Genomic DNA, 13,957 nt, shown 5'->3' with positions numbered 1-13,957 from the left:
CTCAGATGGCGGTGGTTTCGCCGATGGCGATCTGTTCGCGCATGGACGTGATGATGCCTGCATAGTCGGGCTTGCCGAAGATGGCCGAGCCGGCCACGAACGTGTCGGCGCCTGCACGGCGGATTTCGGCGATGTTGTCGATTTTGACGCCGCCGTCCACCTGCAGCACGATTTCCTGGCCGCCGGCCTGCATCCAGGCGTCGATCTTCGCGCGCGCCTCGCGCAGCTTGGTCAGTGCGCCGGGGATGAAGCTCTGGCCGCCAAAGCCGGGGTTCACCGACATGATCAGGACCAGGTCGATCTTGTCCATGACGTAGTCCAGATAGGTCAGCGGCGTGGCGGGGTTGAACACCAGGCCTGCCTTACAGCCGTTTTCGCGGATCAGGGACAGCGTGCGGTCCACGTGGCGGCTGGCGTCCGGGTGGAAGCTGATGTAGTCGGCGCCGGCCTTGGCGAACATCGGGACCAGGTCGTCCACCGGTTCGACCATCAGGTGCACGTCGATCGGCACCTCGACGTGGGGGCGGATCGCCGCGCACACCATCGGGCCGATGGTCAGGTTGGGGACATAGTGGTTGTCCATCACGTCCACGTGGATCCAGTCCGCGCCGGCGGCGACGACGTTGCGGACTTCCTCGCCCAGGCGGGCGAAGTCAGCCGACAGGATGCTGGGGGTGATGCGGGTGGAAGCCGTGGAGGATGACATGATGTTCGGAGTCGGGAAGGGCATAATGTGCCATTATTGCAGTTTGAGGCGCGGTATCGGGAACAGCCCGGTTCCACGGGTCCAAAAACTGCGTCTTGAAAGCGTCCGGCGCCGTTCTCCGGCCCCCGCGCCCAGCCACACAGGGAAGGACTGTGAAACCTTACGACCTGAGCGTCTCTGTCACTCCGCGCTTCGTGCCTGAACAGTCCGATCCCGGCGAACAGCAATTCGTGTTTGCCTATACCGTGCGCATCACCAATACCGGCGAGCATCCCGCCCAGGTGATCAGCCGCCACTGGGTCATCACCGACGGCAACCAGCGCGTGCAGGAAGTGCGCGGACTGGGCATCGTGGGGCAGCAGCCCCTGCTTGCGCCCGGCGAGACCTTCGAATACACCAGCGGCTGTCCCCTGCCCACCCCGGTGGGCACGATGCGCGGCACCTACCACTGCGTCGGCGAGAACGGGATTCCGTTCGAAGTGCCGATCTCCGAATTCGTCCTGGCCATGCCGCGCACCCTGCACTGAATGGCCCGGCCCGTTGCCCCGTTTTCTTCTCTGCTCATGAAGCGCATTCTTAGCCTGTCCGTGCTGTCGGTCCTGTTGGCGGCATGTTCCACCCCCTCGGACGTCCCCCCTGAATCCGGCGATGCCGGCAGCCTGCCCGGCACGCGCGTCCCCGCGGCTGACGGCCCCCTGGTGGTGCCGTCGCTGTCGGCCCTGCCGGACACCCCGCCGCGTGCCCTGGCGGGCAAGTTCAAGGCTGGGACCTGGTCCGAAATGCCGGGCTGGTCGTCCGACGATCTGACGCAGTTCTGGCCGCTGTTCCTGCGCAACTGCCGCGGCCTGATGCGGCCCACCAGCGGCAACCTGGCCGCGCCTGCGCGCGCCACGCCGCGCGCCTGGCAGCCCGTGTGCGCCGCCGCCGTCGACCCGTCCCGGGCGCCGGCCGCAGGCGACGCCGAGAGCGTGCGCCGCTTCCTGCAGACCTATCTGCAGCCGTGGCGCCTGAATGCCGCCGACGGCAAGCCGGCCACCAATACCGTCACGGGCTATTACGAACCTCTGGTACGCGGCTCGCGCCGCCAGGGCGGCAACCATCAGTGGCCGCTGTACGCCGTGCCCGCCGACCTGCTGACGATCGATCTGGGATCAATCTACCCGGATCTGGCCGGCAAGCGCGTGCGCGGCAAGCTCGAGGGCAAGCGGGTCGTGCCCTACGACACCCGTGCCGCCATCGAGTCCTCTGGCCGTCGCCCGCCCGTCGTGGTGTGGGTGGACGACCCCGTGGACAACTTCTTCCTGCAGGTGCAGGGCTCGGGCCGCGTGCAGCTGACTGACGGCCCCGACGCCGGCAAGACCATCCGCGTGGCGTACGCCGACCACAACGGCCAGCCCTACGTGTCCATCGGCCGCTGGCTGATCGACCGCGGCGAGCTGACTGCCGACCAGGCGTCCATGCAGAACATCCGCGCCTGGGCGCAGCGCAATCCGAAACGCGTGCAGGAAATGTTGAACGCCAATCCGGCGGTCGTCTTCTTCCGCGAAGAGCCGGTCATCGACCCCGAACAAGGTCCAAAGGGCGCTTACGCGATCCCGCTGGCGCCCAAGCGCTCGGTCGCAGTCGACGCTACGTTCGTGCCGTTGGGCACCCCCGTGTATCTGGCCACTACGTTCCCGGCCTCCGACCGGCCGCTGCAGCGGCTGGTGTTCGCCCAGGATACGGGCACGGCCATCCGCGGCGCGGCGCGTGCCGACTTCTACTGGGGTTACGGCGACGAGGCCGGGCAGCAGGCGGGCCGCATGAAACAACGGGGCCAGATGTGGGTGCTGTGGCCCAAGCAAGCTGGGGAGCCCTCGGCAAGATGAGCCATCAAATCGTCGTTTGCGGGGCCGGCATCGTCGGCCTGTCCACCGCCCTGGCGCTGGCCCGCCGCGGCCAGCGCGTCGCCGTCCTGGCGCCGCGCACGTCGGTGCCGGCCGCCGATCCCAACCGCTACCACCCGCGCGTCTACGCCATTTCGCCCGCCAGCCAGCGCTTTCTGGCCGAGCTGGGCGTCTGGGACGCCATGCCCGCATCCCGGCTGATGCCCGTCGAAGCCATGGAAATCCACGGCGATGCCGACGGACAGGTCAACCTGAACGCCTGGCAGGCGGCGCTGCCGCAACTGGCCTGGATCGTGGAATCCGGCGAAATCGAGCGCGTGCTGATCCAGGCGGTGCGGATGTTCGGCATCCCCTGGCTGGAAGACCGCTGCACGGGCTATCGGGATGGCGCGATCGATACCGAAAGCGGCACCCGCATCCAGGCGGAGCTGTTCGTGGGCGCTGACGGTGCGGCTTCGCCGCTGCGCACGGCGGCAGGCATGAAACACGACGCCGTGTCCTATGACGACACCGGCCTGGTCGTGCACCTGGACGCCGAACTCGCCCATCAGGGCACGGCCATCCAGTGGTTCCGCGATGACGGCGTGCTGGCGTTGCTGCCGCTGCCCGACACCGCGGACGGCCCGCAAGTGTCGATGGTCTGGTCCATGCGCACCGAACCGGCGCAAGCGCTGCTGGCGTTGCCGCCCGAGGCGCAGGCCGCAAAGCTGGAACACCTGCTGGCCGAGGCCTCCGAAGGCCGCCTGGGCCGGCTGAAAGTCCGCAGCAAGCTGCACGGCTTTCCGCTGACGCTGGAACGCGCCCAGATGGTGGCGCCCGGCATCGCGCTGGCCGGCGACGCCGCGCACCGCCTGCACCCGCTGGCGGGTCAGGGCCTGAACCTGGGCCTGGGCGACGTCGAGGCGTTGGCGCGCACGGTGGCGGGCCGCGAACCCTACCGCACGGCGGGCGACCTCCGGGTGCTGCACCGCTACCAGCGCGCGCGCGCCGAACCGGTGCTGGCCATGCGCCTGGCTACCGACGGCCTGCACAAGCTGTTCGCATCGCGCGCCACGCCGCTGGTGTGGTTGCGCAACGCGGGCATGCACTGGGTCGAAAAGGCGCCGCTGGTCAAGCGCCGCCTGATCGCGGGTGCTTCGGCCAATTAAGCCCGGTCGGGCATGCTTTTGGAACCTTGGCAGGGGGCGGGAGTCTGACTGAGATCCGCGCTGCGTCCGGTCCCCGCCCGGCCAACCCCGCTCGGGATGCGTTACGCTTGCCTCCAAAGAACACGATAAGTACAGGAGTACTGATGAACTTCCGCATCTCCGCCACCCTGGCGGCTTGTTTCCTGGCCGGTGGCCTGGGTCTGTCCACCGCGGCGCTGGCGCAAGCGCCCGCCAAGGGCGACAAGTCCGTGTCCACGCAGTCTGTCGGCCAGCCGGGCAAGGGCGAAAAAAGCGTGTCCACCACGCAGATCGACCCGGTGGCGGATGCCGTCAAGGAACGTTTCCAGCAGCGCTTCACCGGCATGGACGTGACGGCCGTGCGCCGTACGCCGTATGGCCTGTTCGAGGTGCAGCTGGGCATGGACCTGATCTACACGGATGAAAAGGTCACCTGGGTCATGGAAGGGCCGTTGATCGACGCCATGACGCGCCGCGACGTCACCCGCGAATCCCAGGAAAAGCTCAGCGCCGTCTCGTTCGACCAGCTGCCGCTGGACCTGGCCATCAAGCAGGTCAAGGGCGACGGCTCGCGCAAGGTCGCAATCTTCGAAGACCCCAACTGCGGCTACTGCAAGCAACTGCGCAAGACGATGGAAGACCTGGACAACGTCACCGTCTACACGTTCCTGTACCCGATCCTGTCACCGGACTCCAAGGACAAGGTGCGTGACGTCTGGTGCGCCAAAGACCAGGGCAAGGCTTGGGACGACTGGATGGTGCGCGGCAAGAAGCCGGCTACCGCCAGTTGCGACGTGCCCGAAGACAAGCTGCTGGCCCTGGGCCATCAGTTGATGGTGCGCGGCACGCCCACGCTCTTCTTCGCCGATGGGTCGCGCGTCAGCGGCGCGATCCCGCTGGACCAACTCAAAGCCCGTTTGAACTGACCGGCGCCGCGCGCCGGCCGGGCAGGCTGGCGCGACAAGCGCCACGCCTCCCGGAGACAGCACTTGAAAATCGCAATTCTCGACGATTACCACGACGTAGCCCGGCGCTATGCGGATTGGACCTCGCTGGGCGGCGACGCCGAGGTCCAGATCTTCAACAACTTCATTCCGGACGAACAGGTCGAGGCCACGCTTGAGCCTTTCGACGTGATCGTGGCGATGCGGGAGCGCACGCCGTTCCCCGCCGAGCGCATCCGCGCGCTGCCCAAGCTGCGCCTGCTGATCACGACAGGCATGCGCAATAACGCCATCGACATGCCCGCCTGCACCGCGCAGGGCATCGTCGTGTGCGGCGCGCCCGGCAGCGCCGACGCCAACACCGCCACGGCCGAACTGGCCTGGGCGCACATCCTGGGCCTGTTCAAGCACCTGCCCGCCGAAGACGCGGCCATGCGCCGCGGCATGTGGCAAACCGCCATGCCCGAGCCCCTGGCCGGCAAGCGCCTCGGCGTGCTCGGCCTGGGCAAGTTGGGCGCCGCCGTGGCCAAGGTGGGCCAGGCGTTCGGCATGGACGTGGTGGCCTGGAGCCCCAACCTGACGGACGAGCGCGCCGAGGCCGCCGGCGTCAAGCGGGTGGACAAGCACGAACTCTTCGCCACGTCCGACGTCGTCAGCCTGCACCTGATCCTGTCGGACCGCAGCCGTCATGTCGTGGACGCCACCGCCTTGGCCGCGATGAAGCCCACCGCCTACCTGGTGAACACGTCGCGCGCCGGCCTGGTGGATAACGAAGCGCTGATGGACGCGCTGGTGAAGTTCCGCATCGCGGGCGCGGGCCTGGACGTCTATCCCGAAGAACCGCTGTCGCCCACCGATACCGTGCGCGACCTGGACAACGTGATCCTGACCCCGCACCTGGGCTACGTCAGCCGCGAGAACTTCGAGGCGTTCTATCAGAATTCGCTGGAAGCCGTGAAGGCGTTCCAGGCGGGCAAGCCGATCCGGGTGTTGAACGCCTGATCTGTGATGGGTTGCGCGCGTTCAATGGCGGTGCTCTCGTTGCCGGATTCCGCGCGCTCCACCCATCCTACGGGGCACGCGCGTCATCGGTAGGATGGGTGGAGCGCGAAAAAATGGCCGCAAGAACGCGGCCATTCAACGCGCGCAACCCATAGGCATCAGCTGCGCGTGAACATCACCTTCTTTTCCACGATCGCGCCCGGTTCCAGCGATTCCGGCGTATCGCCGCAGGCGTCGTCGCCGTCTTCGTCCGGATCCACAGCGTCAAACGCCGTGTCGCCGTTGGCGTCCGGCACGCCGGTGGGCTTCAGGCCCACGAAGTCGAACAGGTCGCGGTCCATCAGATGCGACGGCACGACCCGCGACAGTGCGTTGAACACGTTCCATGAACGGCCCGGGTGCTGCTTGTCCCAGTCCTTGATCATCCGACCCACTTCCTTGCGCTTCAGGTTTTCCTGGGAGCCGCAGAGGTTGCACGGGATGATGGGGAACTGCTTGAGTTCGGCGTAGGCGATCAGGTCCGTTTCGGCTACATAGGCCAGCGGGCGGATCACTGTGTGGCGGCCGTCGTCGGACACCAGCTTGGGCGGCATGCCCTTGGCCTTGCCGCCGTAGAACAGGTTCAGGAAGAACGTGGCCAGGATGTCGTCGCGGTGGTGGCCCAGCGCGATCTTGGTGGCGCCCAGTTCGGAGGCGACGCGATACAGGATGCCGCGGCGCAGCCGCGAACAGAGCGAGCACATCGTCTTGCCTTCTTCCAGCACGCGCGTGACGATGGAATACGTATCCTGCGTCTCGATGTGAAAGGGCACGCCCAGTTCTTTCAGGTACTGAGGCAGGATGTGGTCGGGGAAGTCAGGCTGCTTCTGGTCCAGGTTCACCGCGATCAGTTCGAACTTGAACGGGGCGCGCTTTTGCAGCTGGAGCAGGATGTCCAGCATCGCATAGGAATCCTTGCCGCCCGACAGGCAGACCATGACGCGGTCGCCTTCTCCGATCATGTTGTAGTCGGACAGCGCACGCGTGGTCTCGCGGGCCAGGCGCTTGGTCAGCTTGTTGCCTTCGTGGCGGGCCTTCTCTTCTGCTTCGGTACGGAAGCGGATAGGGGGAGCGATATCGTTCATGGTCAACGCGTGATCTGGATTTCCACGCCTACCGCCGCACAGTCGGAAAAGGCCATGGGTTTGCTGATGCGCAGGCGCAGCGAGCGGATTTCCTGGAAGTCGGCCAGAAGGCGCGCGGCGACTTGTTCGGAAAGGGTTTCGATCAGGTTCACATGCGCCTGGGTGCATTCCTCGACGATGGCCTCGCGCAGCCGGCGGTAATCCAGCACGCTGTGGATATCGTGGTCGTCGACCGAGCGCTGGATGTCCACATCGAACTCGGCATCGACGTGCAGGGGCTGGGTGGCGCGTCGCTCGTGTTCGAGGATGCCGATGCGGGCGTCGAGCGCAAGCCCGGAAAGGATGATGCGGCGTGTGGGCATGATGAAAACCTGGGTGGGACAGCCGGAATTGTAAGGCGACAGCGGGTCAGGGACGGCGCGCTGGCTACAATTCGGCCATGTCCGGGCGTCTTTGAGGACGCCGGCGCAGTCAATAAGGGGTGAAATGCAACAGATGCACGATGCGGTCATTGTAGGCGGCGGCCCGGCCGGCGCTTCCTGCGCCCTGTGGCTGGCCAGGCTGGGTCTGTCCCCGCTATTGGTCGAAGCCAGCGCCCGCCTGGGCGGTCTGGGCAATGACAATCCGTTCGCCGACGATTGGATCGCGGTGCTGCCCGGGGTGACCGGCCAGCAGGTGGCGGCCAACATCGACACCAGCGTGCGCGCCGCCGGCGTGCCGCTGCGCCTGGACACCCGCGTGACGGGCGTCTTGCCTTGCAAGGGCGGCATCCAGGCCACCCTGACCGGTCCCGACGGCGGCCAGACGCAGGTGCGCGGACGCACGCTGGTCATCGCCTCGGGCGTGCGCGCCAAGGGCCTGCCGGACCACCCGCCGGGTGCATCCTGGCCCGGCGTGCTGATCGGCCCGGGGTCCCCCATCGTGGCGCAGGACTATTCCGGCCTGTCGGTCGCGGTGCTGGGCGGCGGCGACAACGCGTTCGAAAACTACGTCTATGTGCGCAACCGCGGCGCCCTTGCCGTGCATCTGTACGCCCGCAGCGTCCGCGCCCAGCAGCAATGGGTGACGCGCGCCGGCCGCGAAGGGGTGCGCATCGGCCCGTACCAGGTGGATCCCGCCCGGCGCAGCGTGGACGGCCAGCAGTACGACCTGATCCTGGTCTTCTACGGCTGGGAGCCGCAAGCCGCCTTCGCCGACGGCCTGCGGCTGGCCCGCGACGACCGCGGCTACATCCGCACGGATTTCGCCACCGCCGAAACCAGCGTACCCGACATCTACGCCGTGGGCGAAGTGGCGCACCGCATGCATCCCTGCGTGGTCACGTCGATGGCGGACGGGGTCGTGGCGGCCAAGGCCATCCAGCGCCGCTGGGAGCGCGCAGGGGAATAAGCCGGCCGCCGTCCGGACAGGCGGGCCTTATTTGGGTAATAATAATTATTCTCAAATAAGAACCGGATCCGTCCATGCCTTCCCTGCGTGCCGCCGCCGAACACCACCGCGTTGACGCGGCACTGAGCCAGCCCGGCGGCGTCGCCCTGCACGCGGGCGTGTTCCGGCGCAACGCCACCCGCTGGCGCGACGAACCGCTGCACCGCGGCCTGAAAGTCATCATGCTCGATGGCGATGTGCATAGCCGGATCGAAGACCGCACCGCCTTGCGCTTGCAGGGCCCCACGCTGTTCCTGGCGTGGAACACCGGCCAGGCGCAAGGCGCGGACGCCTTCGAGGCGGGCGTGGACCAGCAGTACGCGATGGTCAGCCTGCCGGATACGGCGTTGTGGTCGGAACTGGGGCTGGAGCCTGACTTCTTCAAGCGACTCGCCCCGGGTCAGCCGTCGAGCGAGCCGATCGTCTGGCACGGTGCAGCCGGGCGCGACGCGCGCCGCATCGCCGACCAGGTACGCGTCTGCGCCTTCGACGGGGCAGCGCGCCGCCTGTATCTGGCTGCCAAGGGGCTGGAACTGGCGGCCGTGGCCTTGGCGCAGGCGACCCGGACCGCCGCCTTGTCCGCGGAACCCGCCCACGCTGCCGCGCGGGAACTGGACGCGGCGCATGAAGCGCGCCGCCGGCTGTTGGCCGACCTGCGCCAGCCGCCAGGGGCCTCCGAACTGGCGCGAGATTTCGGCCTGCACACGCGCAAGCTGGAACAGGCGTTCAAGCGCGTGTTTGGCCTGAGCATGGCGCGTTGCGTGCAAGAGGCGCGGTTGTTGCGCGGCCGCGATCTGATACTGAACGGCGGCATGAGCGTGTCGGAAGCCGCCTGGCACGTGGGCTACGCGCCCGCGCATTTCTCGGTGGCGTTCCGCCGCCGCTTCAACGCCAGCCCCAGCGCCTTGCGCTGATGCCGGGCGGGGCCGCTTCAGCGCGGCAGCAGGAACCCCAGCACCGCGTCCATGAACGCCTCGGGCTGTTCGATGTTCGACAGGTGCACCACCGGCAATTCCAGCGACCGCGCGCCCGGTACCGTGGCCGCGATGGCGGCGCCGTGGCTGGCCGCCGTCACGGTGTCGTCGCGCCCTGAAATGACCAGGGTCGGCGCCGTGATCAACGCAATGGTGCGCCGCAAGTCCGCGTCGCGCACGGCCGCGAACGCGCCCGCCAGGCCATGCTTGTCGGTGGCCATCAGCCCGGCGCGGAACGCGTTGATGACGGGGCCGCCGGCTTGCAGCAGGCGGGCGGGGAACCAGTTGCCCAGGAACAGGGCGGCGGTGTCCGTCATGTCGGGCGCTTCGAGCGTCGCGGCGATGCGCGCGTCCCATTGCGGCGCGGGTCCCAGGTAGGCGGACGTGTTGGCCAGGATCAGGCGGTCGATGCGATCCGGCGCATGCACGCCCAGCCATTGGCCGATGAAGCCGCCCAGCGACAGACCCAGGAAGTGGGCGCGCGGGATGTCCAGGCCGTCCAGCAGCTCAATGACGTCGCGCCCCAGGCGGTCCATCGAATAGGCGCCCGCCGGCACGCCGGACGCGCCGTGGCCGCGGGTGTCGTAGCGCAGCACGCGGAAGTGGCGCGATAGGGCGGGGATCTGGCCGTCCCACATGTGCAGCGTGGTGCCGATGGAGTTGGACAGCACCAGCACCGGCAGGCGGGCGTCGCCGTCGATACGGTAGGCGATGCGCACGCCGTCGCCGGTGGTGAAGAAGGAAAGGTCTTGCATGGCGGGTCTGCCTGGTCGGGTGGAGATGAGGCAAATCGTAGTTGCGCGCCGATCCGGAAGAAATTACAAAGTCCGGACCATCATTGTCAGAAAAACAGACATCAGAGGCACGCATGAGCGACTTCACCCTGCACGACCTGCAGTGCTTCGACGCCGTGGCGCGCGCGGGCGGCTTCCAGGCCGCTGCCGTCGCGCTGCATCGTTCGCACCCCGCGGTGTTCGCGGCCGTGGCCAAGCTGGAGCGCCAACTGGATCTGGCCTTGCTGGACCGCAGCGGCTATCGCGTGCGGCTGACGCCTGCGGGGCAGTCCTTCCACCGCCGCGCGCAAGGCCTGCTGCGCGAACTGGAAGGTTTGCGCACACACGCCGCGCAGTTGGCGATGGGCGAGGAAAGCGACCTGCATGTGGTGATCGGCGACTTCTGTCCGCGGCCGTGGATGCTGGCCGTGTTGAACCGCTTTTCCGCGCAGTGCCCCGGCACGCGCCTGCATCTGCACTTCGAGGCCGTGGGCGGCCCGGCCGAACGCCTGCTCGATGGCGACGCGGACCTGATCCTGCATCGCGTGGACAAGCAGGATCCGCGCATCGAATGGCTGGACCTGGCCAAGGTGCCGTTCGTTCCGGTGGCGGCGCCGGGGTTCCTGCCCGCCGCGCGCGGCCGCGCCATCAGCTTCCCGCAATTGCGCGAGGCCACGCAATGCGTGATGCGCGACACGGCCCGCCATACGCCGCCGCGCGATTACTTCATGGTTGATGGCGCCCCGCAATGCACGGTGCCTGACCAGCTCATGAAGAAGGACGTCATCCTGCAAGGCATGGGCTGGGGCCATCTGCCGCGTTTCCTGATCGAAGACGAATTGCGCGACGGCCGGCTGGTGTCGATTGCCAGCCGCCATCTGCCCGGCAGCATCGAAGAACTGGTGGCCGCCCGGCGCAGCGACCGCCCGCAAGGCCCCGTCGCGAACCGGTTGTGGCTGGCCTTGCAAGCGGCGTCCGCAGAAATTCGAAAGCCTTAGTCCCAAAATCGAAAGCCTTTTCGATTGCCCATAATTCCCCGGTTGAAGATGATTATCAGTCTTATTTGAAGACGGATCGTCGGAGGGAATTGTGGGTATCAAGACAAGCGGGGGCCGGCGGGCCGGGCAGGGCGGGGCGCGCGTGGGCCGCGCGGTCTGGCTGGGTCGCGGCGCCATGATGTTCGGCCTGGCCGCGGGGGCGGCCTCGGCGCAGACGGCGCCGGAAACCACCACGCTGGCGCCGGTGACGGTGCGGGGCGAGGAAGCCGGCGTGACCGAAGGCAGCGCGTCCTACACCGCGCCCAGCGTCACCATCGGCGGAAAACTGCCGTTGTCGCTGCGCGAGATCCCGCAATCGGTGTCCGTCATCACGCGCCAGCGCATCGAAGACCAGAACATGACGTCGCTGGAAGACGCCATGGCGCAGACCCCCGGCATCACTACCGACCTGGCGGCCACCGCGGCCATTCCGCAGTTCTATTCGCGCGGCTTTCAGATCGAATACTTCCAGTACGACGGCGTGCCCATGCAGACGGGCGGCGCGTCGTGGGCGCAGCCGGATCTGTTCATGTTCGATCACGTGGAACTGCTGCGGGGCGCCGCCGGCCTGTTCAACGGCGCCGGCCAGCCAGGCGGCGTGATCAATCTGGTCCGCAAGCGCCCCACGCGAGAATTCCAGTTCTCGGGTTCGGCCAGCGCCGGCTCCTGGGACAACTACCGCGGCGAAGCGGACTTGTCTTCGCCGCTGAACGCCTCGGGGTCGGTGCGCGGCCGCGTGGCCGCCGCCTATGAAGACCGCAAGTACTTCTACGACGTCGCCAACTCGCAGAAGCAGGCCTACTACGGCATCCTGGAAGCCGACCTGACACCGGACACGCTGTTGACGCTGGGCGGCAGCTATCAGCAGCGCGATTGGCTGCCGTTCATGATGCAGATGCCGCGCTACAAGGACGGCGGCGATCTTGGGTTGACGCGTGGCACCTACCTGGGCGCCGACTGGAACCGGTGGGATTTCGAGAACACGCAGATCTTCGCGGAACTGGCGCACCGATTCTCGTCGGACTGGACGGTCAAGCTCAACGTCAACCAGGCCGAAGAAACCAGCAAGTTGAAGTACGCCTATGTGCGCGGCGCGGTGGACCGCGCAACCGGGCTGGGCCCGCGCCTGTACGGCGGCGGCAACCAGTACCGCAACCGGCAACTGGGTATCGACCTGATGGTGTCGGGCGCGTTCGAAGCGCTGGGCCGGCGCCATGAGCTCGTCTTCGGCGGCAACTGGTACGACCGCAGCGCGCGTTCGTACAACGCCTATTCGCTGCCGGGATTCCCGCCGCAGCCGGTGGACGTCTTCCACTACGACGTCCGCGACTATCCCGAACCTGGCGATCCGCAATGGGGCAGCCAAAGCGACGTGAAGACACGTCAGTCCGGCGTCTACGCGATGGCCCGCCTGAAAGTGGCCGACCCGCTGACGCTGGTGCTGGGCACGCGCATGAGCTGGTGGCGCACGCAGAGCGAAAACCTGATGACGGATGTGACCGCCCCGGCCGTCACCGAACACGGCCGGATGACGCCGTATGCGGGTCTGGTCTACGACATCGACGACCACTGGAGCGCCTACGCCAGCTACGCCGACATCTTCCGCGTGCAAAGCGATCTACGCACCGCCGGCGGCGGTTCGCTGCCGCCCGTGGTGGGGTCGAACTACGAAGCCGGCGTGAAGAGCGAATGGCTGGACGGGCGCCTGAACACCTCGTTCGCGCTGTTCCGCATCACCGAACGCAACCGCGCGCAGAGCGACCTCAACTATCCGGAAGTCGGCGACTGCTGCTACCAGGCCAGCGGGCAGGTGCGCAGCCAGGGCTTCGAGGCGGAAGTATCCGGCCGGCTGGCGCCGGGCTGGGAAGTGGCGGGCGGCTACACCTTCAACACCACGCGCTATCTGAAGGATGCGGAGAACGGCGGCGCGCCGTTCCGCACCTTCACGCCCAAGCACATCTTCCAGCTCTGGACGACCTATCAGCTGCCCAGCCAATGGAACCGCTGGAGCGTCGGCGGTGGCGTCAATGTGAAAAGCGGCGTCTACACCGAAAGCGCGGTGCAGGGCCCCGTCTCGGGCAGTTCGGTGCGCGTGTCGCAGGGCGGCTACGCCATCTGGAACGCGCGGATCGGCTACCGCGTGAGCGACCACGTGTCGCTGGGACTGAATGTGAACAACCTGTTCGACAAGGTCTATTACCAGCGGCTGGGCAACGCCGACATGGGCAACGCCTACGGCGAACCGCGCAGCGTCATGCTGAACATGCGCGTCAAGTATTGATCGAACCCTCAGGAGAAAAGCGATGAAGATTTCCTTGCAACAGGCGCTGCGCGCCGCCGCCTTCGGCGTTGCGCTGTGCGCAGGTTTGCCGGCGCAAGCCGCCCCGGCGGCGCCCACCCCGCAGGCGGCCGCGGTGTCGCCCGTCTTGTCCGCTGGCGAGTACCGCTGGACGATCGACGACGGCCGGGGCGAACCGCCCTACACCTTGCGCCTCTACGTGCAGCCGTTGCCCACGGGCGACTACGCGCTGACCGGCAGCCTGCTGCTGGACGACGCCGAGCTGGGCGCCTCCGGGTCAGCGCGGGTGCGCGACGGCAAGCTGGTGCTGGACCTGACTGCCAGCGGCGGTGTGCTGCAAGCGCCGATGGAAGACAGCAAGCGCGCCCTTTACCCCAAAGGCGGTGCGCCCGCGCGCGTGGATTCTGCAGGTTTCGCGACGATGCGCGCGCTGCTGGATCCCGCGACGCTAGGCGGCGTCATGCAGCGTTATCAGACCAACGTCATGACCGGCCATCTGGTGCAAGGCCCGATGTACGCCAACAGCGTCATTCGCCGCCAGCCGTAGCGCGCAGCCGGGGCGGCGTTCACCTCAGGCGAAGGCCGCCCTCCAGATTGCAGAATAGGCATTTGCCCCCG

General features: G+C 67.5%; 14 protein-coding genes. 10 read left to right on the top strand and 4 right to left on the bottom strand.

The window, feature by feature from the left end; translation table 11 throughout:
* Position 1: 1 nt before the first annotated feature.
* Positions 2 to 730: a ribulose-phosphate 3-epimerase gene (rpe, locus tag AC3WMU_RS25455; protein ID WP_006227297.1), complete on the bottom strand. Its 729-nt coding sequence runs from the start codon at positions 728 to 730 to the stop codon at positions 2 to 4.
* A gap of 128 nt (positions 731 to 858) precedes the next feature.
* Between rpe and apaG the strand changes: the two genes are divergently transcribed.
* From apaG to AC3WMU_RS25430, 5 genes are all read left to right on the top strand, one after another.
* A complete protein-coding gene (apaG, locus tag AC3WMU_RS25450) occupies positions 859 to 1,233 on the top strand; it encodes a Co2+/Mg2+ efflux protein ApaG (RefSeq protein ID WP_006227296.1) in 375 nt (124 codons plus the stop codon).
* 36 nt (positions 1,234 to 1,269) lie between these two features.
* Positions 1,270 to 2,574, top strand: coding sequence for a murein transglycosylase A (gene mltA, locus AC3WMU_RS25445; protein ID WP_006227295.1), 1,305 nt, complete (start codon positions 1,270 to 1,272; stop codon positions 2,572 to 2,574).
* Positions 2,571 to 3,740, top strand: coding sequence for a UbiH/UbiF family hydroxylase (locus AC3WMU_RS25440; protein ID WP_492283133.1), 1,170 nt, complete (start codon positions 2,571 to 2,573; stop codon positions 3,738 to 3,740). Before mltA ends, AC3WMU_RS25440 begins: the two co-directional genes overlap by 4 nt.
* A gap of 143 nt (positions 3,741 to 3,883) precedes the next feature.
* Positions 3,884 to 4,684, top strand: coding sequence for a DsbC family protein (locus tag AC3WMU_RS25435; RefSeq protein ID WP_006227293.1), 801 nt, complete (start codon positions 3,884 to 3,886; stop codon positions 4,682 to 4,684).
* A 63-nt stretch (positions 4,685 to 4,747) separates the two neighbouring features.
* The gene (locus tag AC3WMU_RS25430; RefSeq protein ID WP_006227292.1) at positions 4,748 to 5,704 is read left to right on the top strand and encodes a D-2-hydroxyacid dehydrogenase family protein; all 957 of its coding nucleotides are present in this window, start codon (positions 4,748 to 4,750) and stop codon (positions 5,702 to 5,704) included.
* Between the two features lie 158 nt (positions 5,705 to 5,862).
* Here AC3WMU_RS25430 and ttcA read toward each other — a convergent pair whose 3' ends face one another.
* Together ttcA and folB are read right to left on the bottom strand one after the other, a co-directional pair.
* Positions 5,863 to 6,828, bottom strand: coding sequence for a tRNA 2-thiocytidine(32) synthetase TtcA (gene ttcA / locus AC3WMU_RS25425; protein WP_006227291.1), 966 nt, complete (start codon positions 6,826 to 6,828; stop codon positions 5,863 to 5,865).
* 2 nt (positions 6,829 to 6,830) lie between these two features.
* Positions 6,831 to 7,190 carry a dihydroneopterin aldolase gene (gene folB / locus AC3WMU_RS25420; protein ID WP_006217044.1) on the bottom strand — a complete coding sequence of 120 codons (360 nt, stop codon included), beginning with the start codon at positions 7,188 to 7,190 and terminating at the stop codon, positions 6,831 to 6,833.
* A 124-nt stretch (positions 7,191 to 7,314) separates the two neighbouring features.
* Here folB and AC3WMU_RS25415 point away from each other — a divergent pair, with 124 nt between their 5' ends.
* Both AC3WMU_RS25415 and AC3WMU_RS25410 read left to right on the top strand, forming a co-directional pair.
* Complete coding sequence (locus tag AC3WMU_RS25415) at positions 7,315 to 8,217, top strand: NAD(P)/FAD-dependent oxidoreductase (RefSeq protein WP_035214056.1); 903 nt, start codon at positions 7,315 to 7,317, stop codon at positions 8,215 to 8,217.
* 74 nt (positions 8,218 to 8,291) lie between these two features.
* The gene (locus tag AC3WMU_RS25410) at positions 8,292 to 9,170 is read left to right on the top strand and encodes a helix-turn-helix domain-containing protein (protein ID WP_427956126.1); all 879 of its coding nucleotides are present in this window, start codon (positions 8,292 to 8,294) and stop codon (positions 9,168 to 9,170) included.
* Between the two features lie 17 nt (positions 9,171 to 9,187).
* On the opposite strand, the gene AC3WMU_RS25405 is transcribed toward AC3WMU_RS25410, so the two are convergent.
* On the bottom strand, positions 9,188 to 9,985 hold the full coding sequence (locus AC3WMU_RS25405) for an alpha/beta fold hydrolase (protein WP_492283132.1): 798 nt from the start codon (positions 9,983 to 9,985) through the stop codon (positions 9,188 to 9,190).
* Between the two features lie 113 nt (positions 9,986 to 10,098).
* Here AC3WMU_RS25405 and AC3WMU_RS25400 point away from each other — a divergent pair, with 113 nt between their 5' ends.
* From AC3WMU_RS25400 to AC3WMU_RS25390, 3 genes are all read left to right on the top strand, one after another.
* A complete protein-coding gene (locus tag AC3WMU_RS25400) occupies positions 10,099 to 11,001 on the top strand; it encodes a LysR family transcriptional regulator (protein ID WP_280029881.1) in 903 nt (300 codons plus the stop codon).
* A gap of 91 nt (positions 11,002 to 11,092) precedes the next feature.
* Positions 11,093 to 13,321 (top strand): TonB-dependent siderophore receptor, encoded by a 2,229-nt coding sequence (locus tag AC3WMU_RS25395; protein ID WP_492283131.1) that lies wholly within the window; start codon positions 11,093 to 11,095, stop codon positions 13,319 to 13,321.
* 22 nt (positions 13,322 to 13,343) lie between these two features.
* Positions 13,344 to 13,886 (top strand): hypothetical protein, encoded by a 543-nt coding sequence (locus tag AC3WMU_RS25390; RefSeq protein WP_280029883.1) that lies wholly within the window; start codon positions 13,344 to 13,346, stop codon positions 13,884 to 13,886.
* Positions 13,887 to 13,957 lie beyond the last annotated feature (71 nt).

It is taken from the genome of Achromobacter sp. FW305-C-13, from assembly GCF_058783475.1.
Note: the sequence above shows the minus strand (reverse complement) of the source record. Positions and strands in the feature narration are given on the sequence as shown.

Coding starts and splice junctions, on each gene's coding strand:
- AC3WMU_RS25415 (WP_035214056.1), top strand. CDS start 7,315: ATGCAACAGATGCACGATGCGGTCATTGTAGGCGGCGGCCCGGCCGGC.
- AC3WMU_RS25435 (WP_006227293.1), top strand. CDS start 3,884: ATGAACTTCCGCATCTCCGCCACCCTGGCGGCTTGTTTCCTGGCCGGT.
- AC3WMU_RS25390 (WP_280029883.1), top strand. CDS start 13,344: ATGAAGATTTCCTTGCAACAGGCGCTGCGCGCCGCCGCCTTCGGCGTT.
- mltA (WP_006227295.1), top strand. CDS start 1,270: ATGAAGCGCATTCTTAGCCTGTCCGTGCTGTCGGTCCTGTTGGCGGCA.
- AC3WMU_RS25405 (WP_492283132.1), bottom strand. CDS start 9,985: ATGCAAGACCTTTCCTTCTTCACCACCGGCGACGGCGTGCGCATCGCC.
- ttcA (WP_006227291.1), bottom strand. CDS start 6,828: ATGAACGATATCGCTCCCCCTATCCGCTTCCGTACCGAAGCAGAAGAG.
- AC3WMU_RS25400 (WP_280029881.1), top strand. CDS start 10,099: ATGAGCGACTTCACCCTGCACGACCTGCAGTGCTTCGACGCCGTGGCG.
- AC3WMU_RS25410 (WP_427956126.1), top strand. CDS start 8,292: ATGCCTTCCCTGCGTGCCGCCGCCGAACACCACCGCGTTGACGCGGCA.
- AC3WMU_RS25440 (WP_492283133.1), top strand. CDS start 2,571: ATGAGCCATCAAATCGTCGTTTGCGGGGCCGGCATCGTCGGCCTGTCC.
- folB (WP_006217044.1), bottom strand. CDS start 7,190: ATGCCCACACGCCGCATCATCCTTTCCGGGCTTGCGCTCGACGCCCGC.
- rpe (WP_006227297.1), bottom strand. CDS start 730: ATGCCCTTCCCGACTCCGAACATCATGTCATCCTCCACGGCTTCCACC.